The organism is Aeromicrobium sp. P5_D10 (assembly GCF_054049535.1).
On sequence record NZ_JBFUME010000001.1, the window covers coordinates 35,176 to 56,546 of the forward strand.

Genomic DNA, 21,371 nt, shown 5'->3' on the forward strand with positions numbered 1-21,371 from the left:
GGAGCCAGCGTGGTTGACCGTATCGAAGCGCGTCCGGTCGAGTCGAAGAACACCGATTCGGCACCGGCTTCTGCCCGCGTGCGCAATCGGCTGGCGCGTATCAGCGGCGGGCGTACGGGCTCGCCCGACACCGTGCTCGACCCGCTGATCAAGGTCTACCGGGCCACGCATCCCAAGGGCGACATCACCGCGATCCAGAAGGCCTATGAGATCGCCGAGAAGATGCACTCGGGGCAGAAGCGCAAGAGCGGCGATCCGTACATCACGCACCCATTGGCCGTGACGACGATCCTGGCCGAGCTCGGCATGACGACGCCGACCCTGTGTGCCGCGCTGCTGCATGACACGGTCGAGGACACGCCGTACACGCTCGATGAGCTGACCGCCGACTTCGGCGAAGAGGTCAGACACCTCGTCGACGGGGTGACCAAGCTCGACAAGGTCAAATACGGCGATTCGGCGCAGTCCGAGACGATCCGCAAGATGGTTGTCGCGATGAGCCGCGATATCCGTGTCCTGGTCATCAAGCTGGCCGACCGGCTGCACAATATGCGGACGCTGCGCTACCTGCGTCAAGACAAGCAGGAGCGGATCGCCCGCGAGACGATCGAGATCTTCGCACCGCTGGCCCACCGCCTCGGTATGAACACGATCAAGTGGGAGCTCGAGGATCTCGCATTCGCGACCCTGCATCCCAAGGTGTACGACGAGATCGTGCGCCTGGTCGCCGACCGGGCACCGTCACGCGAGGAGTTCCTCGAGCGCGTCGTCAGCGACGTCGAGTCCGATCTGCGTCACGTCAAGCTCAAGGCAACGGTGTCGAGCCGGCCCAAGCACTACTTCTCGATCTACCAGAAGATGCTGGTCGGCGGGCGTGAGTTCTCCGAGATCTTCGACCTGGTCGGAGTTCGCATCCTGGTCGACTCGGTGGCCGACTGCTACGGCGTCCTGGGCGTCTTGCATGCCCGGTGGAATCCGATTCCCGGGCGGTTCAAGGATTACATCTCGGTCCCCAAGTTCAATATGTACCAATCGCTGCACACGACGGTGATAGGTCCTCAGGGCAAACCCGTCGAATTGCAGATCCGTACCTTCGCGATGCACCGCCGCGCTGAATACGGTGTCGCGGCGCACTGGAAGTACAAGGAGGACGGCGCCGCCGGCAAGGGCATCAAGGGACCCGACGGCAACGACATGAGCTGGCTGCGCGAGCTGCTCGATTGGCAGTCCGAGACGGCCGATTCAGCCGATTTCCTCGACACATTGCGGTTCGAGATGAACAACGCGGGAGTCTACGCCTACACCCCGCGCGGTGACCTGATCCAGCTCCCAGCCGATGCGACCCCTGTTGATTTCGCCTATGCCGTGCACACTGAGGTGGGGCATGCCTGTATCGGCGCCCGCGTCAACGGCCGGCTGGTATCGCTGGAGTCGACGCTGGAGAGCGGCGATGTGGTCGAGGTGTTCACCTCCAAATCGCCCGACGCCGGCCCCAGCCGCGACTGGCTCGAATTCGTCGTCAGCCCCCGAGCGCGCAACAAGATACGGCAGTGGTTCACGAAGGAACGCCGTGAAGAAGCCATCGAACGTGGCAAGGACCTGATCGCCAAGCAGATGCGCAAGGAGGGGCTGCCGCTGCATCGGCTGTTCAAGCATGAGACGTTGGCCGCGGTCGCCCAGGAACTGCATCTCGCTGACGTCTCCGCGCTCTACGCCGCGGTCGGCGAGCACAACGCCAGCCCGCAGAACGTCGTCGACCGGGTCATCGACCTGGCCGGCGGACGCGAAGGCGCTCAGGAAGATCTCGCCGAGGCGACGTCGCTCCCGAGCATCGGCGCGCCGCGGCGTCGTACTGAGAACCGCGACGCCGGCATCATTGTCGAAGGCCTCGACGGCGATGTCCTGATCAAACTCGCCCGCTGCTGCACCCCGGTGCCCGGCGACCGGGTCGAAGGATTCGTCACGCGTGGAGCCGGCGTCTCGGTGCACCGCACCGATTGCGCGAATCTCCTGGCGTTGCGCAGCCAGTCCGAGCGGCTCGTTGCGGTCAAATGGGCGCCGACCGGCAAGAGCACGTTCCTGGTCGCGATCCAGGTCGAGGGACTCGATCGTCCTCGGCTGCTGAGCGACATCACCCGGGTGATCTCCGATCAGCACGTCAACATCTTGTCGGCATCACTGTCGACCGGACGCGATCGCGTGGCGAAGTCGAAGTTCACCTTCGAAATGGCCGACCCCAAACACCTGGGCCACGTGCTGAGCGCCGTACGCACCGTCGAAGGCGTCTTCGACGTCTACCGCCTCACCCAGTAAGCCCACCCTGACGAGGTAGTTACGGCCCCCTCAGGAGGCACTTGTTGCCCCTTGAGGAGGTCCTGAGCGCCCCGTTCCCCACCATCTGCTCAGGGGAGTGATCCCCAGCGCGCGACCCAGCTCGTGCTCGAACGACGTGTCGTCCCCGAAGATTCGATCCCTGGTCCCGATGATCCAGCGCCAGCCGTAGACCTCGGTGAGGTAGTCCCGGCGCTCCTGGTCGTGCCGTCGGTGCTCGTCGTCGGTGTGGAACTCGCGCCCGTCGTACTCCGTGCCGATCAGCACATCAGGGTAGGGCAGGTCGATAAAGTACGACCGACCGAAGTCATCGATGACTTCGTGTTGGGGTTCTGGCGGGGGCAGCCCAGCATCGATGATGCGCAAGCGTTGCCACGACTCGCCGGGCGACTGGGTCTTCGGCTCGACGATCGCCGCCAGGCTGCGCGCCTGCACGATCCCGCGGAACCCCTTGAGCTGGTCGACGTAGTCGATCAGCTCGAACGGGTCGACCAGCCCCGCGTGCGCGAAGGCATCAGCTGCTGCCAGGGCATAGGGGCGGTACATCCGACGTAGGAGGTCGGAGGTGGTGCGCAAGGGGGTCGTGACGAACAGCCCGTCCACGAGCTCGACGTCGCCGGACGCGATGATGGCTTGCCGTCCGTTGCTGCCGGTGTGCTCGACTCGTCCCTTGCCGTGACGTACGAGCATCGACGGTGTGAGATCGTGGCGTCGACCGGGCGCGAAGACGTCGAGGCCGTGCACCCAGGCGGCGGTCTCGTCCGACACGATCGCATTGGCTGGCGTCGCCACTGCCAAGGCGCGTATGCGGCTTGCCCTGGAGTCAGGCACGCAGGCGTCGACGTAGACGTTGCGGAAGACTCGGCGCACGAGTCCCTGCGCGAGGCGGAGCCGCAGCATCTTGGGTGTCAAGCCGAGAGATGAGGCTTGTGCTGTGGTGAACGGGTGACCATCGTTGATGAGTTCGGGCATGTGCTCATGTCATGGCACATGCCCGATCCAGTCCAGGTCGTCGTCCACAGGAGGGCGGCAACTACCTCACCGACGGGCGGCAACTACCTCCTCAGGGGGCAGTAACCACCTCGTCAGCGGGGATGGGGGTGGGGGTGGGGTTAGGAGAAGTCGGCTTGGGCCTTTTTGGCCATTTCCAGGAAGGCTTCCTTTGACTCAAGGTCCTTCTTCAGATCCGCTGCCTTCTTGGTGTCGCCCTTGGCCTCGGCGGCCTTGATCTTCTCGGCGACTTCGTCGATCGCGCGCTGGAGCTTGCCGATCATGTCGTCGGCACGGGCCGACTTCTCCGGATCGGTCTTCTTCCAGGCCGACTCGGTCGCATCCTTGATGGCTTGTTCGATCTTGCGGATCCGGGCCTCGAACTCGCCGATCTTGGCGCGCGGCACCTTGCCTGCGGCCTCCCAGCGGTCGGCGATGTCGAGCCATGCCTTGCGGGCCGCGTCGACATTCTTGATCGGCAGCAACTTCTCGGCGTCGGCGAGGATCTCGAGCTTCTTCTCGGCGTTGACCTCGTACTCGGCGTCGAGCAGCGTGTTGGCCTCATCGCGAGCCTGGAAGAAGGCGTCCTGGGCGGCGCGGAACTTCTTCCACAACTTGTCCTCGACATTGCGGGGTGCCGAACCGGCACGCTTCCACTCGGCCATCAGATCGCGGTACTTGCCCGCTGTCGGACCCCAGTCGGTGGACGTCGACAGTGCCTCGGCCTCGACGATCAGCTTTTCCTTGATCGTCTTGGCAGCATCGCGGAGCGTCGACTGCTCTCCGAAGTGAGCCTTGCGACGACGCGTGTGTGTCGTGCGAGCGGAGCTGAAGCGGTGCCACAGCTCGTCGTCGGCCGACTTGCTGAGCCGGGGGAGCGCCTTCCACTCGTCCAAGAGCGCCCGAAGCTTGTCGGCTCCGGCCTTCCAGTCGGTGCCGGCGGCGATCTTCTCGGCCTCTTCGGCGATGCGGGTCTTCTCCACCTGGGCCTCGGCGACCTTGGCGGCACGCTCGACCTTGCGCTCTTCGCGATGCTTGTCGATCGTCGGCTGCATGGCATCGAGTCGCTTGGCCAGCGAATCGAGATCACCCATCGCCTGTGCGTCGACCAGCAGCGCCCGTACCTTCGTCACCGCCTTGGCAGCATCGTCGGGGGAGACCGTGCCGCTCTCCAGACGCTTCTCGAGCAGATCGACCTCCACCTCGAGACCTTCGTAGCGTCGCACGTACAGCGACATCGCCTCAGCGGGGTCACCGCCGGGCCACTGGCCGATCAGTCGTTCACCATCAGCGGTCTTTACGTAGACGTTGCCGTCGTCGTCTACACGACCCCAGGGGTTCGTGGGCGCAGAACTCATGGCGCACAGTCTAGGTGGATACCGGACCGGCGCGACGCCACGGCACCCATGAATTGTTCACGGGCGCTATTCCGTCGCCTACCGACTCAACCGCGCGACGGCGTTCGCGTACGCTTTGCTGCGTGCTTCTCACGTCATTTCCAGCCGGCCCGTTGCAGGCGAACTGCTATTTCGTCGCCCGTGGTCCTGGCTCGGGCTGTGCGATCGTCGACCCCGGAATGGACTCGATCGAAGGTATCCGGCAGGTCATCGCCGAGCACAACCTCAATCCCGTCGCAGTGCTGATCACCCACGGCCACTTCGATCACATGTGGAATGCCCAGGATGTCGCTGCGGAGTTCGACTGCCCGGTATGGATCCACCCGGGCGACCGTCATCTGCTGACCGATCCGATGGCCGCGATCTCCGGCGAATCGGCCTCGATGTTGCGCTCCCAGCTGGGGATCGACGACATGCCGGAATTCTCCGAGCCCGCTGACGTCCGGGACGCCACCGACGGCACCACGATCGAGGTCGACGGGCTGACGTTCACGGTCGACCACGTTCCGGGACACACTCCCGGCACTGTCGTGTACCGCGTCGACTACGACGGTCCCGAACCCGTCTCTCAGATCATGTTCTCCGGCGACTTCCTGTTCGCCGGCTCCATCGGACGTACCGATCTGACGGGCGGCTCGCACCCGCAGATGCAGGACAGTCTCCGCACACGCGTCCTTCCGCTCGACGACGACATCGTCGTCCTGCCGGGGCACGGCGATCAGACGTCCATCGGCCGCGAACGTGCGACCAATCCCTTCCTGGCCGAGGTGGCGTCCTGATGTCCAAGAAGCTCTCCGGATTTCCCGAGTTCCTGCCGCGCGAACGCATCGTGGAGCAGCAGGTGCTCGACCACCTTCGTCGAACCTTCGAGCTCCACGGCTTCGCGAACATCGAGACGCGTGCCGTCGAGCCGCTCGACGTCCTGCTGCGCAAGGGCGAGATCGACAAAGAGGTCTACGCCGTCAAGCGCTTGGCTGCGGCCGAGGGCGATGCCGCCGAGCTCGCACTGCACTACGACCTGACCGTCCCGTTCGCCCGCTACGTGCTGGAGAACGCCGGCAAGCTCGAGTTCCCGTTCCGTCGCTGGCAGATCCAGAAGGTGTGGCGCGGCGAACGCCCCCAGCAGGGCCGCTTCCGCGAGTTCACGCAGGCCGATATCGACGTCGTCGCCCGAGACGTCCTGCCATTCCACTTCGACGTCGAGATCGCTCGCGTCATGGCGGAGGCCCTGGCCGGTCTGCCGATCCCGACGCCGACGCTGCAGATCAGCAACCGCAAAGTGCTCGAAGGGTTCTACCTGGGCCTCGGCGTCGCAGAGCCCGCCGCGGTGATGCAGGTCGTCGACAAACTCGACAAGCTGCCGGCCGAGAAGATCCACGCGCTGCTGCTCGAGCAGGGGCTCGTCGACGCCCAGGCCGACAAGATCCTGGCGCTCGCCCAGATCGTCACGACCGACACGTCCTTCGTCGAACAGGTGCAGGCACTCGGCGTCGAGCACGAGATGCTGACCGAGGGCCTCGACGAGCTGGCCCAGGTCGTTGCCGGCGCCTCCGGGGTCGAGGGGGTCGTCGTGACCGCCGACCTGCGCATTGCCCGCGGGCTCGACTACTACACCGGCACGGTGTTCGAGACGCGTCTGGCCGGCTGGGAGCACCTCGGCTCGATCTGCTCAGGCGGCCGGTACGACAAGCTCGCCCAGGACCGCAAGACGTCCTACCCGGGTGTCGGCATCTCGCTCGGCGTCTCGCGCCTCCTCGTCCCGCTGGCTCTGTCGGCCACGCGGTCAGTGCCGTCGGTCGTGCTGGTTGCGGTCGACGCCGAGGAGTCGCGCCCGGAGAGCAATGCGATCGCCCAGAAGCTGCGCGCCCGAGGCATCCCGACCGAAGTGGCCCCCAAGGCCGACAAGTTCGGCAAGCAGATCCAGCACGCCGAGAAACGCGGCATCCCCTACGTCTGGTTCCCGCCGTTGTCCGTCAAGGACATCCGCAGCGGCGAACAGGTCGATGTCGACCCCGACGACTGGACGCCGCCCACCGAAGACCTCATACCGTCCATTTCTCCCAAGGAGCAACTCTCGTGATCCGCACCCATGACGCCGGAAGCCTGCGCACCGAACACATCGGCCAGCAGGTCACACTCGCCGGATGGGTCGCGCGCCGGCGAGATCACGGCGGTGTCGCGTTCATCGACCTGCGCGAAGCTTCCGGCGTCGTCCAGGTAGTCGTCCGCGAAGAGGTGGCCCACCAGCTGCGCGCCGAGTACTGCCTGAAGATCGTCGGGACGGTCCAGCAGCGTCCGGCGGGCAACGAGAACGCCGGCATCCCGACCGGCGAGATCGAGGTCATCGCCGATGATGTCGAGATCCTCAGCGCCGCGGCGCCGTTGCCGTTCCCGATCGACGATCACGTCGACGTCGGTGAGGAAGCGCGCCTGAAGTACCGCTATCTCGACCTGCGCCGCAGCGGTCCGGCCGCCGCGATCAGACTGCGCAGCAAGGTCAACGCCGCGGCCCGCGAAGTGCTGGGCGAGCGTGACTTCGTTGAGATCGAGACGCCGACCCTCACGCGTTCGACGCCCGAAGGTGCCCGCGACTTCGTCGTGCCCGCACGTCTGAAGCCCGGCAGCTGGTACGCCCTGCCGCAGAGCCCGCAGCTGTTCAAGCAGCTGCTGATGGTCGGCGGCATGGAGCGGTACTACCAGATCGCGCGCTGCTACCGCGACGAGGACTTCCGCGCCGACCGTCAGCCCGAGTTCACCCAGCTCGACATCGAGATGAGCTTCGTCGAGCAGGCCGACATCATCGAGCTCATGGAAAAGATCATCCAAGCCATGTGGCGTTTGGTTGGTCATGAGATCTCGCTTCCGATCCCGCACATGACCTACGCCGATGCGATGCGCCGGTTCGGCTCCGACAAGCCCGACCTGCGGATGGGCCAGGAGCTCGTCGAGTGCACGGAGTTCTTCAAGGACACGTCGTTCCGGGTCTTCCAGGCCGAGTACGTGGGCGCCGTCGTGATGCCCGGCGGTGCGTCGCAGCCCCGCCGGCAGTTCGACGCGTGGCAGGAATGGGCCAAACAGCGGGGTGCGCGCGGTCTGGCGTACGTCACGATCGCCGAAGACGGAACGCTCGGTGGCCCCGTCGCCAAGAACTTGTCTGATGCCGAACGTGAGGGGTTGGCCGATCACGTCGGAGCCAAGCCCGGAGACTGCATCTTCTTCGGCGCCGGTGCGACGAAGTCGACCCGCGGGCTGCTGGGAGCGGCACGTCTGGAGATCGGCGAGCGCTGCGGACTGATCGACCAGGATGCCTGGGAGTTCGTCTGGGTTGTCGATGCGCCGCTGTTCGAGCCCGCGGGCGATGCGGTTGCCTCCGGTGACGTCGCGGTCGGCAAGGGTGCCTGGACGGCCGTGCACCACGCGTTCACGTCCCCGCAGGACGTCGACAACTTCGACGCCGATCCGGGTTCGGCGCTCGCCTGGGCATACGACATCGTCTGCAACGGCAGTGAGCTCGGTGGCGGGTCGATCCGTATCCACCGCGAGGACCTGCAGAAGCGTGTCTTCGAGATCATGGGCATCGAAGAGGACGAGGCGCAGGAGAAGTTCGGCTTCCTGCTCGACGCATTCACGTTCGGCGCACCGCCGCACGGCGGCATTGCGGTCGGCATGGACCGCATCTGCGCGATGCTGGCCGGTGCCGACTCGATCCGCGACGTCATCGCGTTCCCGAAGTCCGGCGGCGGTTTCGATCCGTTGACGGCCGCCCCCGCGCCGATCACGCCGGAGCAGCGCCGTGATGCCGGAGTCGACTGGAAGCCGGAGCCGAAGAAGGCAGACGTCACACCTGACGCCTAGGCTCCAGACATGAGCTCCGACGGATTGTTCGACCTGCCGGGCGCTGCGCCGTCCGGTATGGGCGGCGGAAGCCTGGCAGGGAACGCCCAGGCCAACGCGCCGTTGGCGGTGCGTATGCGTCCACGGTCATTGGACGAACTGGTCGGCCAGCAGCATCTGCTCGCGCCCGGATCGCCCCTGCGGCAGATGATCGACGGCAACCAGCCGTTGACGATCCTGTTGTGGGGCCCGCCCGGCACCGGCAAGACCACAATCGCGAGCCTGCTGAGCGCGCACACCGACAGGCGGTTCGTCGAGGTCTCCGCGGTCTCGGCCGGCGTCAAGGAAGTGCGCGAGACCATCGCCGGGGCGAGGCGCGCCCTTGCACAAAGCGGTGTCGAGACGGTCCTGTTCGTCGACGAGGTCCACCGGTTCAGCAAATCGCAGCAGGACGCCTTGCTGCCCGGTGTCGAGAACCGCTGGGTCTCGCTGGTCGCGGCGACGACCGAAAACCCGCACTTCAGCGTCATCTCGCCGCTCCTGAGCCGCTCACTGTTGTTGACCCTCGAGAGCCTCACCGATGACGACATCGGCGTCCTGGTCGACCGCGCGTTGACCGATGAACGTGGTCTGGCGGGCGTCGTCACACTGACCGACGAGGCCAAGTCGCACCTCGTGCGGTTGGCCGGCGGCGACGGTCGTCGGGTCCTGACGTATCTCGAAGCCGCCGCCGGCGCCGCGACGTCGCAGGGCAAGGCCGAGATCGACGTCGAGGACGCCGCACTGGCCGTCGACAAGGCCGCTGTCCGCTATGACCGACAAGGCGATCAGCACTACGACGTCATCAGCGCGTTCATCAAATCGATCCGTGGCTCAGACGTCGACGCGGCGCTGCACTATCTGGCCAGGATGATCGAGGCGGGGGAGGATCCCCGGTTCATCGCGAGGCGCCTCATGGTCCACGCGAGCGAAGACATCGGTATGGCCGACCCGACTGCCCTTCCACTGGCGACCGCCACGGCACAAGCCGTCGCGATGATCGGATTTCCCGAAGCCCGCATTCCGCTCGCGCAGGCCGTGATCCACCTTGCGGCCGCGCCCAAGTCCAATTCGGTCATCGTGGCGATCGACCGCGCCCTGTCCGACGTCCGGGCAGGCAAAGTGGCCGCCGTCCCGCCTGCTCTGCGCGATGCGCACTACTCGGGCGCCAAGAAGTTGGGGCACGGGCACAACTACGCCTATCCCCACGATGACTCGCGCGGCGTCGTGGGGCAGCAGTACGCCCCGGACGACATCGACGGCACGACGTACTACGAACCGTCCGAGCACGGCTTCGAAGCACGCCTCAAGGACCGCCTGGCGATGATCCGCAAGATCCTGCGCGACCGCTGACCTCACATGTGGGCGGTGGGCCAGCGCGATAGGCTCGTCTTCATGTCGGCGGAGCTGTGGATTCTGACGGCGACCGCGGTATTGGCCGTGGTCGCGATCAGTGCTGCGCTGATCGCCGTGCGTGCCGCGCGCCAAACGGCTCGCAGCATTCACGATCAGTCCGCACCGAGCACCGCGCTCGCCCGGATCGACCGGGACGATATTTCGCCCTCGGTCGTCCACGTCCCGGCGAAACTGGATGTGCGACTCGAGCCGCGGGTCATCGAGGGTCGGCTGATCGTCCCACCGACACAACAGCAGGTCGTCCGTACCGCCTTGGGCCGACCGGGCGTACGCCTCTCGGTCTTCGCTCACGGCGTCGCCCACGCGCTACGGGCCGAAAGCCGCGACCGGATCACTGCGTTGATGCGCCGCGAATACCGGCGCCGCAGGCGTGAACGCCTTCAGGCAGGACGCAAAGCCGTTCGATCCGCGCAGCCTAGTGCGCCCGGCGATGATTGGCTCGGCTCGTGAAACCCCGCATCGTGTGGTTCATCGCCGGTTCGGCCGCGGGCGTGTACGGCGCTGCCAAGGCTCGCCGGGCGGCGTACCGACTCTCGACCCCCGGTCTCGCCGACCAGGCCGCGGCACTCAGCCAAGGCTGGCGGGCATTCACCGCCGAAATGCAGGACGGAATGCAGGCCCGCGAGCACGAGATCGCCCGCCACCTGATGACCGATCCCGACTCAGCAACCGGGCGCCTCGACCAGGCACACCCCGACACGGCACCCCCCAAGAGAGTGCTACCCGACAAGAAGGCACACTGATGCAGACTGCGGAAATCCGCCGACGATTCCTCGACCACTTCGAGAAGGCGGGCCACACTGTGGTGCCGTCGGCACCGTTGCTGTTCGACGATCCCAATCTGCTGTTCGTCAACGCCGGCATGGTCCCGTTCAAGCCGTACTTCCTGGGCCAGGAGACACCGCCGTGGAACACCGCGACGAGCGTGCAGAAGTGCGTCCGCACCCTCGACATCGAGGAGGTCGGCAAGACGACGCGTCACGGCACGTTCTTCCAGATGAACGGAAACTTCTCGTTCGGCGACTACTTCAAAGAGGGCGCCATCACCCACGCGTGGAGCCTGATCACCGGCTCCCTGGCCGAAGGCGGGCTCGGCTTCGATCCGGAGAAGATCTGGGTCACGGTGCTGCACACCGATCAGGAGGCACGCGAGATCTGGAAGCGGGTCGCCGGACTTCCCGACGAGCGCATCCAGGACCGCGGTCTGCTCGACAACTACTGGCACATGGGCGTGGCCGGGCCCGGCGGGCCGTGCAGCGAGATCTATGTCGACCGTGGACCTGAATTCGGCGCCGACGGCGGGCCGGTTGTCGATGAGGACCGGTTCCTGGAGATCTGGAACCTGGTCTTCATGCAGGAGGAGATCACGAACGTCCGCGCGAAGGACCAGTTCGACGTCATCGCCGAACTGCCCAACAAGAACATCGACACCGGAATGGGCCTCGAACGGGTTGCGTACCTGCTGCAGGACAAGGGCAATCTCTACGAGATCGACGAAGTGTTCCCGGTCATCGAGAAGGCGTCGGAGATCTCGGGCCGGACGTACGGCAAGGACCACACCGACGATGTGCGTTTCCGGGTCATCGCCGATCACGTCCGCAGCGGCCTGATGCTGATGGGCGACGGTGTGACGCCGGGCAATGAGGCCCGTGGCTATGTCCTGCGCCGACTGCTGCGTCGCGCCGTACGGTCGATGCGCCTGCTGGGTTTCGAGGACCCGGCGCTGCCCTTGCTGCTCCCGGTCAGCCTCGAGCGCATGAAGGCCTCCTATCCCGAGCTCGAAGCCGACTTCCCGCGGATCGAACAGATCGCGTACGCCGAGGAGGATGCGTTCCGTCAGACCCTCGGCAAGGGCACGCAGATCTTCGAGACCGCCGCGATCGCGGTCAAGCAGAACGGCGAGCAGAAGCTGTCCGGCGACGCCGCCTTCGCGCTGCATGACACGTACGGATTCCCGATCGACTTGACCCTCGAGATGGCTTCCGAGCAGGGGCTGAGCGTCGACGAGGACGGCTTCCGCGCCCTGATGGCCGAGCAGCGTGCCCGGGCCAAGGCCGATGCCAAGTCCAAGAAGGGCGGCCACGCCGACACGACGGTGTACCGCACGGCGCTCGATGCCAACGGCCCCACCGATTGGCTCGCCTACACCCAGCTCACGACCGAGTCGCGGGTCCTCGCCCTGATCACCGAGGGCGGAACGGTTCCGGCGATCACGGCCGGCTCAGTCGGTGAGGTCGTGCTCGATCGCACGCCGTTCTACGCCGAGTCCGGCGGGCAGAACGCCGACGCCGGACACCTGCGCTGGGACGGCGGCAGCGCCGAAGTGCTCGACGTGCAGCGCCCTGTCAGGGGCCTCGTGGTGCACCAGGTCCGAGTGACCGACGGCGAGTTGACCCTCGATCAGACGCTCGAGGCCGCAGTCGACCCCGAATGGCGTCTCGGCGCCCGTCAGGCCCACTCGGGCACCCACGTCGTCCATGCCGCCTTGCGCGAAGTGCTCGGACCCACGGCTCTGCAGGCCGGTTCGTACAACCGACCCGGCTACCTGCGCCTCGATTACGGTTGGAACGGCGCCCTGTCGCCCGAACAACTGCACGGCGTCGAAGAGGCGTCCAACCGCGCCCTGCGCGCCGATCTGCCCGTCACGGCGCAGACGATGTCGCTGCCCGAAGCCCGCGAGTGGGGTGCCCTCGCGCTTTTCGGTGAGACGTACGGCGAAGACGTGCGAGTCGTCGAGATCGGCGGCCCCTGGTCCCGCGAGTTGTGCGGCGGCACCCACGTCGACCGCTCGTCGCAGATCGGCACCGTCGTGATCACGTCGGACGGTTCGGTCGGCTCCGGCAACCGCCGGGTCGAGGCGCTGGTCGGCATCGAAGGCTTCCAGTACCTCGCTAAGGAACGCGACGTCGTCCGCCAGTTGACCGATCTGCTCAAGACTCAGCCGGGAGAGGTTCCGGCGCGCGTGCAGGACCTCATGGAACGTCTGAAGTCGGCTGAGAAGGCCGCCGAGAAGATCAAAGCCCAGCAGCTCCTCGGAGCAGCCGGTGACGTCGCCGCGGGGGCCAAGGACATCGGCGGTGTCGCGTACGTCGGCCACCACGCGACCGGTGCTGGTGGGGGAGATGTGCGCACGCTCGCACTCGACATCCGCAAACGTCTGGCCGATCGTCCTGCCGTCGTCGTCGTGATCGGCGATGCGGGGGGCAAGCCTGCAGCAGTGGTAGCACTCAACGACGCGGCCCTGGACCGTGGTCTGAGCGCCAACGATCTGATCAAGGTTGTCGGTGCCAAGATCGGCGGCAAGGGCGGCGGCAAGGGCGATGTCGCCCAAGGCGGTGGCACTGACGTCGCGGGTATCCCCGCTGCGCTGGCGGCCGTCGAGACAGCGTTGGCCGGATGACGGACGCCGCGTGACGTTCAGACGAGGACGCAGGCTCGGTGTCGACGTCGGCGACGTGCGCATCGGGGTCGCGGTCAGCGATCCCGACGGCGTCCTGGCGACGCCGGTCGAGACCGTGGCGGCCGGTCCCAGTGCCGTCAAACGTCTGGCCGAACTGGTCGACGAACTGCAGATCTTCGAGTGCGTCGTCGGACTTCCGCTCGGTATGTCGGGGCGTGAAGGTCCGGCCGTCGTCAAGGTCCGGGCCTTCTGCGCCGAGCTTGCCGAAGCCATCGATCCGGTCGACATCAGACTGTTCGACGAACGGATGACAACCATGACGGCGGACTCGATCTTGCGAGAACGCGGACGCAAAGGCAAGGACAGGCGCAGCGTGATCGACCAAGCTGCCGCTACCGTGATCCTGCAAACGGCATTGGACGCTGAACGCACCCGCGGTTCGGCACCCGGCGAGAGTATGCGAGGAACGCATGAGTGACAGTGGACTTGACCTGATGACCAGCGGTCCCTCCGGGCCGGGGCGTCGACGGGCCGAAACGCCCCCACGCAAACCGTGGGGCCGTCGCATCTTCGTGCTGATCGTCCTGCTCGCGGTGCTGGGCGGCGGCTACCTGGCCTACGGCAAAGTCTCCGACATGCTGAGCGGCCCCGAGGACTACACGGGCCAGGGCTCGGGCACAGTCTCCGTCGAGATACCCAGCGGCGCCGACGGTCAGCAGATCGCCAACATCCTGGCCAAGGCCGACGTGGTCAAGAGCGCCGAAGCGTTCTACCAGCTGGCCCTCAAGGATTCCAGATTCCAGGCCGTGCAGGCCGGATTCTTCAATCTGCCCAAGAAGGCATCGGCCGAGAGCGCTCTTGTCGCCTTGATCAACAAGAACAACCGGGCCGAAGGCAAGGTCACGATCCCCGAAGGCGCCCGCGTGGGCCAGATCGTCAAGACCATCGCGGCCAATACCGAGATCTCGGAGAAGGATCTGCTGGCGGTACTCGACACGCCCGAGAAGCTCGGCCTGCCAGACGTCGCGAACCTGAACCCCGAGGGTTACCTGTTCCCGGCCACCTACGACGTCCGGCCAGGCACGACCGCCGAGGAACTGTTGCAGGACATGGTCAAGAAGACGCTCGACGTCGCCAGGTCGCTCGACATCGGCACCAAGGCCAAGGCCCTGGGTCTGACCGGTGAGCAGGTGCTGACCGTCGCGAGCATTTTGGAGTACGAGGCCAAGAAGGACGAGGACTACTCCAAGGTCGCGCGCGTCCTGTACAACCGCCTGAAGATCGATATGCCGCTGCAACTCGATTCGACCGTGTCGTACGTGAGCAAGCGCGAGGGTGACGTGTTCACGACGCCCGAGGAGCGCGCAGATCCGTCGAAGTACAACACGTACCAGAACGCCGGACTGCCGCCCGGCCCGATCGGTGCGCCCGGCGAGAAGACCATCAAGGCAGCGCTCAACCCCGCAGACGGTGATTGGCTGTACTTCGTCGCGGTCAATCTCGACACCGGCGAGACGGTGTTCTCCAAGACGTTCGCCGAGCACAACGTCGGAGTGGCCAAGTTGCAGGAGTACTGCAAGACATCGGAGGCCTGCTGATGCTGTGCGCAGTCCTCGGCTCGCCGATCGCGCATTCGCTGTCACCCGCGATGCACCGCGCCGCGTATGCCGAGTTGGGACTCGACTGGACGTATGAGGCCGTCGAGGTGCACGAGGGTGCGCTCGCCGAGTTCGTGGCAGCGCTGGGCGATGACGTGCGGGGCTTCTCGGTCACGGCGCCCCTGAAACGAGAAGCCGCCAAGGTCAGTCATCAGCATGACGGTGTTGTCGAGACCCTGGGCGTCGCCAACACGCTGATCGTCGACGACGGGATGATCTCGGCCTACAACACCGATGTGCCCGGTGCCGCTGCGGCCATCGCCGAGGCGGGCATCCGGGCACCGCAGACCGCACGCATTCTTGGCGGTGGCGCCACGGCCGCCTCCCTGGCGTTGACGCTCGTGCAAGGGGGCGTCGAGGAGCTCGAGTTCGTGGTCCGTGATCCGTCCCGTGCCGCCGAGGCCGAGGCAGTCGTTCGTGGCCGGGGCATCGCCGTCACGGTCCGCAAGATCGAAGAGCCCATGATCAGCCGGGTCGATCTGCTCGTCTCGACGGTCCCCGGTGACGTGTTCGGCTCACGATCGCACGAGTTCGTCGAATCTTCGCGTGCGGTCTTCGATGTCATCTACAACCCGTGGCCGACAGCGTTGGCCCGGGCGGCAGCCGAAGCCGGCGTGCCGGTGATCTCCGGGCTGGATCTGCTGGCCCACCAGGCCGCGCTGCAGGTCGAGCTGATGACCGGTTCGACAGTTTCTCCACAGCGGCTGCGCGACGCGGCTCTTTCTGCGCTGTCCGTTCGCTAGTCTTCGAGGCGTGCCCATCGCCATAGCGACCGTGCTGGCCGCGCTCATCGGTGCGGCCGGCCCCCTGGTGCTGAGACGCCTGCCTGAACCACCGCGTGCTGAGCCCGACAAACCTGCCTATACGGCGCTGGCCGACTACAGGCTGTTGTCCTTCGGGCTCGCGACCGTGGCCGCAGCCATGGCCGGTGTCATCGCCTGGCGGATCGATCTTCCTGAGCTGATGCCGGTATGGGTGCTGATCGCCGGAGTCGGGTCGTGGTTGGCCTTCATCGACTGGCACACCAAACTCCTGCCGTTCCTGATCGTCGCACCGACCTATCTCGCGGTGCTGCTGCTGGTAGCGCTGGGCGCGCTGCTCCTCGACGATCTTGACGTGCTGAAGTTCGCGTTGATCGCCAATGCGATCGTCTACGTTGTCTTCCGGCTGCTGTATTGGTTCGGCGGACGCTTCTTCGGGGGCGCATTCGGCTACGGCGACGTCCGGCTATCCGGCGTCCTCGCGTTGGCCCTCGGTGCGCTCGGCACGAGTGAGACGCTGGTCGGCATCTACGCCGGCTTCATCCTCGGGGCCGTGTTCGGGGTCCTGCTGTCCCGGCTCAAGATCATCGATGCCCGTGCCTATGCCTTCGGCCCCTACATGGTGATCGGCGCGGTCGTCGGCGCCGCGTGGGGACCGGCCATCTACGTGGTGTGAGCACCCATGGGAGAATTGGCTCCATGCTTCGTTGGTTGACCGCTGGTGAGTCCCATGGCCCTGCCCTTGTTGCCGTCCTCGAAGGGCTGCCGGCAGGCGTCCAGGTGACCAGCAAGGAAATCCAAGCCGCGCTCGCGCGTCGACGTCTCGGTTACGGCCGAGGTGCGCGGATGGCGTTCGAGGCCGATGAGCTCGAAATCGTCGGCGGTCTACGTCACGGCACGACCATGGGCAGCCCGATCGCTTTGCGCATCGCGAACAGCGAATGGCCCAAGTGGGACCAGGTCATGTCCGCCGACCCCGTTGACGACGATGTCCTCGCGGGACTCAAGCGCAATGCGCCGCTGACCCGTCCTCGTCCAGGACATGCCGATCTGGCCGGAATGCAGAAGTACGGCTTCGACGAGGCACGCCCTGTACTCGAACGCGCGAGCGCCCGGGAGACCGCGGCCCGAGTCGCACTCGGAGAGATCGCGGCCCAGTTCATCCAGCAGACGACCGACGCCACGATCGTGTCGCATGTCGTCGAGCTCGGGACGGTACGCGCCCCCTCCGGCGTCATCCCGACCTTCGCCGACGTCGAGGCGCTCGACGCCGATCCACTGCGCTGCTTCGACGCCGAGACGAGCGCCAAGATGGTCGCCGAGGTCGACGTGGCCAAGAAGGAAGGCGACACGCTCGGCGGGGTCGTCGAGGTCATCGTCGAGGGACTGCCGCCGGGTCTCGGCTCCTACACACACTGGGACAAGCGTCTCGACGGACGCCTGGCGCAAGCCCTGATGGGCATCCAGGCCATCAAGGGCGTTGAGATCGGCGACGGATTCGAACTTGCCCGGACTCGTGGGTCATTGGCCCACGACGAGATCCTCCCCACGCCAGACGGAATTCGACGCGCGTCCGGCCGTGCCGGTGGCACCGAGGGCGGGATGAGTACCGGTGAGATTCTGCGGGTTCGCGCTGCCATGAAGCCCATCGCGACGGTCCCTCGTGCTCTGCGCACGATCGACGTCGAGACGGGCGAAGAGGCACGCGCCCACCACCAGCGGTCGGATGTCTGCGCCGTGCCCGCTGCCGGCATCGTGGCCGAGGCCATGGTGGCGTTGATCGTCGCCGATGCGTTGATCGAGAAGTTCGGCGGCGATTCGGTCGAAGAGACCCGGCGCAATGTCGAGACGTACTTGGCCAATCTGAGGATCCGTTGAGTCCAGTCGTCGTCTTCGTCGGTCCTCCGGGGGCCGGCAAGTCGACCGTTGCGCGCGATCTCGCGTTTCGGTTGGGACTGCCGTTCCGCGACACCGACGCCGATATCGAGGCAAGTCAAGGCGGCAGCGTCCGCGATATCTTCATCGATCAGGGCGAACCGGCCTTCCGGGTCCTCGAGGAGCAGGCTGTCGAAGCGGCGCTCGTCGAGCATGACGGCGTCCTGGCCCTCGGCGGCGGGGCCGTACTCAGCGCTGCCTCGCGCCAGCTCCTGAAACAGCATCGGGTCGTATTCCTCGACGTCGGACTGGCCGCGGCTGCTTCGCGCGTCGGGCTCAACGGCAACCGGCCCCTGCTGCTCGGCAATGTGCGCTCGCAGATGAAGTCACTCATGGATCACCGCCGTCCGCTGTACGAAGAGGTCGCCCGATTCACGATCGTCACCGACTCGCTGGCGCCCGTGCAGGTGGTCGACCAAGTGCTTTCGCTCATCGAGGAGGACGTATGACGACCCGACTGACCGTCGCGACGGACCGTCCGTACGAGGTCGTGATCGGCAACGGCGTGCACGAGGAACTGCGCGGCCTGATCGGTTCGGGATCCGACGTGTTGAGGGTCGCGATCATCCATGCTCCGGCGATGCGCCTGCAGGCCGAACGGCTGCGCGAGCCGCTTGTCTCCGATCAGCTCGCGGTACACCTGATCGAGGTGCCGGACAGCGAATTGGCCAAGACCGCCGACGTCCTGACGTTCTGCTGGAAGGTCCTGGGCGAGAACGGCTTCACCCGTTCCGATGTCGTCGTCGGTCTCGGCGGCGGGGCGACGACCGATCTGGCCGGATTCGTGGCCGCCAGCTGGTTGCGCGGCGTGCGCTTCGTCAACGTCCCGACCACGGTGCTCGGGATGGTCGACGCGGCAGTGGGCGGTAAGACCGGAATCAACACGACTGAGGGCAAGAACCTCGTCGGGGCGTTCCACGAGCCGGTCGGTGTCCTGTGCGATCTGGACGTCCTGCAGACGCTGCCCGCCGCCGAACTGCGCTCGGGGATGGCCGAGGTCGCCAAGTGCGGCTTCATCGCCGATCCGACAATCCTCGAGCTGATCGAGGCCGCCCCCGAGGCGATCGCGGATCCGACGTCGCACATTGTGGCCGAGCTCATCACGAAGGGCATAGCGGTCAAAGCCCGGACGGTCGCCGGCGATCTGCGCGAAACCGGAGCCGACGGTTCGATCGGACGCGAGGCGCTCAACTACGGTCACACCCTGGGTCATGCGATCGAACGTTTCGAGAACTACGGTGTACGCCACGGCGAAGCGATCTCCGTCGGCATGGTGTACGTCGCCGAGATGGCACACCGCATCGGTCACATCGATCAGGACCTGCTCGACCGGCACCGTTCGATCCTGCAGTCGATCGGGCTTCCCACGACGTACCGGCCCGGCATCTGGGAACAACTGCTGGCCACGATGCGCCTCGACAAGAAGACCCGCGGCAACCAACTGCGATTCGTGGTGTTGGAGTCGCTGGCCGTACCCACGATTCTCGCCGGACCGTCCGAATCCTTGTTGATCGACGCGTACCAGGCGATTTCGTCATGAGTACCGCAGCACGTCGCTCCCGCCTTGTCGCCGCACTCGCCGAGCAGGGTCTCGACGGACTACTCGTCACGACGCTGGTCAACGTGCGCTATCTGACGGGATTCACCGGCTCCAACGGCGCTGTCCTCGTGCCGGTCGACGGCGACGCGGTGTTCTTGACCGACGGCCGCTACCAGGACCAGGCCAAAGGCGAGCTACCCGACGTCGAACACGCGATCGGGCGAGACCTGCTCGGTGGCATGGCTGCACGGGTGGGTGCTGGAACCTTTGGCGTGGAGTCACACACCCTGAGTGTCGATGCGTACGAACGGCTCGTCGAGCTCGCACCGTCTGCGACATTCGCCGGAGCCGATCGGGTTGTCGAACAGCTGCGGGAGGTCAAGGACGACACCGAAGTCGAGTCGCTGCGAAAGGCTTGCGAGATCTCGACTCTCGCGCTGGAGCAGATATTGGCCGGCCGACTGGTCGGCCGGACCGAGCGTGAAGTCGCCCGCGACCTCGAGAGCACGATGCTCGATCTCGGCGCGGAGACGATCGCCTTCGAGACGATCCTGGCCGCCGGCGACAACTCCGCGATCCCGCACCACCACCCGACCGACCGCGTACTGGTGGCCGGCGATCTGCTCAAGGTCGACTTCGGTGCCCGATACGACGGCTACCACGCCGATTGCACCCGCACCGTCGTCCTCGGCCGCGCCGACGACTGGCAGCGCGAGGTCTACACAGCCGTCCAGGCATCGCAGGCTGCCGGGCTCGACCAGCTACGTGAGGGCGTCGACGTGGCCACGGCAGACGCTGCTGCGCGTGGTTCGCTGGAGGCTGCGGGCTGGCTCGAAGCGTTCACGACAGGCCTCGGTCACGGTGTCGGGCTCGAGATCCACGAGGACCCGTTCATCGCGGCTTCCCACACAGGTAAACTGTCCAGTCGCACCGTCCTCACGATGGAGCCGGGCATCTATGTGCCGGGTCGTGGGGGAGTGCGCATCGAAGACACTGTCCTCGTGACCGCGGGTGCCCCCGAGGTGCTCACCACGATGACCAAAGACCTCTTGGAGATTGGCTGATGGCCACCACTAACGACCTGAAGAATGGCATGGTGCTCAACATCGAAGGACAGCTGTGGGCTGTCATCGAGTTCCAGCACGTCAAGCCCGGCAAGGGCCCTGCCTTCGTCCGCACGAAGATGAAGAACGTCGAGACCGGCAAGCTCGTCGACAAGACGTTCAACGCCGGCACGAAGGTCGAGACGGCCAATGTCGACAAGCGCACGATGCAGTACCTGTACAACGACGGCACGAGCTACGTCTTCATGGACACCACGACGTTCGAGCAGACCGAAGTACCGCCCGAGGTCATGGGCGACGCGATCGGCTTCCTCCTGGAGAACCAGGAAGCTCTCGTGGCCACCAACGAAGGTCGCGTGCTGTTCGTCGAACTGCCTGCTTCGGTCGAGCTGCTTGTCGGCCACACCGATCCGGGTCTTCAGGGCGATCGCTCCAGCGGCGGCACCAAGCCGGCCACGCTGGAGACCGGCAAAGAGATCCAGGTTCCCTTGTTCATCGTCTCGGGCGAGAAGATCAAGGTCGACACCCGCGAAGGCGGCAGCTATCTCGGTCGTGTGAAGGCCTGATGGCCTCACGCAGTAAGTCTCGCAAGCGCGCCCTCGACATCTTGTTCGAATCTGAGGCGCAGAGCTTGCCGACCGGTGGCACGCTCGCCGATCGGGTCAGCGACAAGGAATACCCGGTCAATGACTATGCGGTCCTCCTTGTGGAGGGAGTCATGGCCCACTGCGAGCGTCTCGACGAGATCATTTCGGCGAACGCCAACGAGTGGACGCTCGACCGGATGCCGGCCGTCGACCGCAACCTGCTGCGCATCGGTGCCTACGAGATCCTCTTCGCTGACGATGTCCCCGACGCGGTGGCCGTCAGCGAGGCGGTCAGCCTGGCCGGTGAGCTGTCGACCGACGAGTCGCCGGTCTTCGTCAACGGCTTGCTGAGCCGGATCGTGGAGCTCAAACCGACGCTGATCGGCTGATTCTCAGCATTTCCGCGTCATGATCTGGTG

At 65.9% G+C, this 21,371-nt stretch carries 20 protein-coding genes; 18 read left to right on the forward strand and 2 right to left on the reverse strand.

The features are described 5' to 3' along the window. The first annotated feature begins 21 nt into the window (after window positions 1–21). A complete protein-coding gene (locus ACXJKC_RS00185; protein WP_456694939.1) occupies window positions 22–2,313 on the forward strand; it encodes a RelA/SpoT family protein in 2,292 nt (763 codons plus the stop codon). Window positions 2,314–2,343: 30 nt separating this feature from the next. On the opposite strand, the gene ACXJKC_RS00190 is transcribed toward ACXJKC_RS00185, so the two are convergent. Further along, a complete protein-coding gene (locus tag ACXJKC_RS00190) occupies window positions 2,344–3,303 on the reverse strand; it encodes a type IV toxin-antitoxin system AbiEi family antitoxin domain-containing protein (RefSeq protein ID WP_456694640.1) in 960 nt (319 codons plus the stop codon). 140 nt (window positions 3,304–3,443) lie between these two features. Next, window positions 3,444–4,679, reverse strand: coding sequence for a DUF349 domain-containing protein (locus ACXJKC_RS00195; protein WP_456694641.1), 1,236 nt, complete (start codon window positions 4,677–4,679; stop codon window positions 3,444–3,446). 122 nt (window positions 4,680–4,801) lie between these two features. Here ACXJKC_RS00195 and ACXJKC_RS00200 point away from each other — a divergent pair, with 122 nt between their 5' ends. The 17 genes from ACXJKC_RS00200 to nusB are packed head-to-tail and all read left to right on the forward strand — an operon-like array spanning window position 4,802 to window position 21,341. Continuing rightward, on the forward strand, window positions 4,802–5,497 hold the full coding sequence (locus tag ACXJKC_RS00200; RefSeq protein WP_456694642.1) for an MBL fold metallo-hydrolase: 696 nt from the start codon (window positions 4,802–4,804) through the stop codon (window positions 5,495–5,497). Further along, entirely contained in the window at window positions 5,497–6,798 is a 1,302-nt protein-coding gene (gene hisS / locus ACXJKC_RS00205) for a histidine--tRNA ligase (RefSeq protein WP_456694643.1), read from the forward strand. The genes ACXJKC_RS00200 and hisS overlap by 1 nt, the downstream gene beginning before the upstream one ends. Next, entirely contained in the window at window positions 6,795–8,573 is a 1,779-nt protein-coding gene (aspS, locus tag ACXJKC_RS00210; protein ID WP_456694644.1) for an aspartate--tRNA ligase, read from the forward strand. The genes hisS and aspS overlap by 4 nt, the downstream gene beginning before the upstream one ends. A 9-nt stretch (window positions 8,574–8,582) precedes the next feature. Further along, window positions 8,583–9,944 carry a replication-associated recombination protein A gene (locus ACXJKC_RS00215; RefSeq protein ID WP_456694645.1) on the forward strand — a complete coding sequence of 454 codons (1,362 nt, stop codon included), beginning with the start codon at window positions 8,583–8,585 and terminating at the stop codon, window positions 9,942–9,944. A 42-nt stretch (window positions 9,945–9,986) separates the two neighbouring features. Beyond that, window positions 9,987–10,457, forward strand: a complete 471-nt coding sequence (locus tag ACXJKC_RS00220; protein ID WP_456694646.1) for a hypothetical protein — start codon at window positions 9,987–9,989, stop codon at window positions 10,455–10,457. Beyond that, window positions 10,454–10,750, forward strand: a complete 297-nt coding sequence (locus ACXJKC_RS00225) for a DUF6167 family protein (protein WP_456694647.1) — start codon at window positions 10,454–10,456, stop codon at window positions 10,748–10,750. The genes ACXJKC_RS00220 and ACXJKC_RS00225 overlap by 4 nt, the downstream gene beginning before the upstream one ends. Beyond that, the gene (gene alaS / locus ACXJKC_RS00230) at window positions 10,750–13,407 is read left to right on the forward strand and encodes an alanine--tRNA ligase (RefSeq protein WP_456694648.1); all 2,658 of its coding nucleotides are present in this window, start codon (window positions 10,750–10,752) and stop codon (window positions 13,405–13,407) included. The genes ACXJKC_RS00225 and alaS overlap by 1 nt, the downstream gene beginning before the upstream one ends. Window positions 13,408–13,417: 10 nt before the next feature. Further along, window positions 13,418–13,885 carry a Holliday junction resolvase RuvX gene (gene ruvX, locus ACXJKC_RS00235; protein ID WP_456694649.1) on the forward strand — a complete coding sequence of 156 codons (468 nt, stop codon included), beginning with the start codon at window positions 13,418–13,420 and terminating at the stop codon, window positions 13,883–13,885. Beyond that, window positions 13,878–15,005, forward strand: a complete 1,128-nt coding sequence (gene mltG / locus ACXJKC_RS00240; protein WP_456694650.1) for an endolytic transglycosylase MltG — start codon at window positions 13,878–13,880, stop codon at window positions 15,003–15,005. Before ruvX ends, mltG begins: the two co-directional genes overlap by 8 nt. Beyond that, on the forward strand, window positions 15,005–15,808 hold the full coding sequence (locus ACXJKC_RS00245; protein ID WP_456694651.1) for a shikimate dehydrogenase: 804 nt from the start codon (window positions 15,005–15,007) through the stop codon (window positions 15,806–15,808). The genes mltG and ACXJKC_RS00245 overlap by 1 nt, the downstream gene beginning before the upstream one ends. Window positions 15,809–15,818: 10 nt before the next feature. Continuing rightward, a complete protein-coding gene (locus tag ACXJKC_RS00250; RefSeq protein WP_456694652.1) occupies window positions 15,819–16,502 on the forward strand; it encodes a prepilin peptidase in 684 nt (227 codons plus the stop codon). A 23-nt stretch (window positions 16,503–16,525) separates the two neighbouring features. Next, window positions 16,526–17,704, forward strand: a complete 1,179-nt coding sequence (gene aroC, locus ACXJKC_RS00255; protein ID WP_456694653.1) for a chorismate synthase — start codon at window positions 16,526–16,528, stop codon at window positions 17,702–17,704. Next, window positions 17,701–18,210 (forward strand): shikimate kinase, encoded by a 510-nt coding sequence (locus ACXJKC_RS00260; RefSeq protein WP_456694654.1) that lies wholly within the window; start codon window positions 17,701–17,703, stop codon window positions 18,208–18,210. Before aroC ends, ACXJKC_RS00260 begins: the two co-directional genes overlap by 4 nt. Continuing rightward, window positions 18,207–19,301: a 3-dehydroquinate synthase gene (aroB, locus tag ACXJKC_RS00265; protein ID WP_456694655.1), complete on the forward strand. Its 1,095-nt coding sequence runs from the start codon at window positions 18,207–18,209 to the stop codon at window positions 19,299–19,301. Before ACXJKC_RS00260 ends, aroB begins: the two co-directional genes overlap by 4 nt. Continuing rightward, entirely contained in the window at window positions 19,298–20,365 is a 1,068-nt protein-coding gene (locus tag ACXJKC_RS00270; RefSeq protein ID WP_456694656.1) for a M24 family metallopeptidase, read from the forward strand. The genes aroB and ACXJKC_RS00270 overlap by 4 nt, the downstream gene beginning before the upstream one ends. After that, entirely contained in the window at window positions 20,362–20,931 is a 570-nt protein-coding gene (gene efp, locus ACXJKC_RS00275) for an elongation factor P (RefSeq protein ID WP_456694940.1), read from the forward strand. Before ACXJKC_RS00270 ends, efp begins: the two co-directional genes overlap by 4 nt. Further along, window positions 20,931–21,341, forward strand: a complete 411-nt coding sequence (nusB, locus tag ACXJKC_RS00280; protein WP_456694657.1) for a transcription antitermination factor NusB — start codon at window positions 20,931–20,933, stop codon at window positions 21,339–21,341. The genes efp and nusB overlap by 1 nt, the downstream gene beginning before the upstream one ends. Window positions 21,342–21,371 lie beyond the last annotated feature (30 nt).

Excerpts from the sequence above, each read along its gene's own strand:
- ACXJKC_RS00190 (WP_456694640.1), bottom strand. The coding sequence starts at position 3,303 with ATGCCCGAACTCATCAACGATGGTCACCCGTTCACCACAGCACAAGCC.
- ACXJKC_RS00195 (WP_456694641.1), bottom strand. The coding sequence starts at position 4,679 with ATGAGTTCTGCGCCCACGAACCCCTGGGGTCGTGTAGACGACGACGGC.
- hisS (WP_456694643.1), top strand. The coding sequence starts at position 5,497 with ATGTCCAAGAAGCTCTCCGGATTTCCCGAGTTCCTGCCGCGCGAACGC.
- ACXJKC_RS00215 (WP_456694645.1), top strand. The coding sequence starts at position 8,583 with ATGAGCTCCGACGGATTGTTCGACCTGCCGGGCGCTGCGCCGTCCGGT.
- ACXJKC_RS00220 (WP_456694646.1), top strand. The coding sequence starts at position 9,987 with ATGTCGGCGGAGCTGTGGATTCTGACGGCGACCGCGGTATTGGCCGTG.
- alaS (WP_456694648.1), top strand. The coding sequence starts at position 10,750 with ATGCAGACTGCGGAAATCCGCCGACGATTCCTCGACCACTTCGAGAAG.
- mltG (WP_456694650.1), top strand. The coding sequence starts at position 13,878 with ATGAGTGACAGTGGACTTGACCTGATGACCAGCGGTCCCTCCGGGCCG.
- ACXJKC_RS00245 (WP_456694651.1), top strand. The coding sequence starts at position 15,005 with ATGCTGTGCGCAGTCCTCGGCTCGCCGATCGCGCATTCGCTGTCACCC.
- aroC (WP_456694653.1), top strand. The coding sequence starts at position 16,526 with ATGCTTCGTTGGTTGACCGCTGGTGAGTCCCATGGCCCTGCCCTTGTT.
- aroB (WP_456694655.1), top strand. The coding sequence starts at position 18,207 with ATGACGACCCGACTGACCGTCGCGACGGACCGTCCGTACGAGGTCGTG.
- ACXJKC_RS00270 (WP_456694656.1), top strand. The coding sequence starts at position 19,298 with ATGAGTACCGCAGCACGTCGCTCCCGCCTTGTCGCCGCACTCGCCGAG.
- nusB (WP_456694657.1), top strand. The coding sequence starts at position 20,931 with ATGGCCTCACGCAGTAAGTCTCGCAAGCGCGCCCTCGACATCTTGTTC.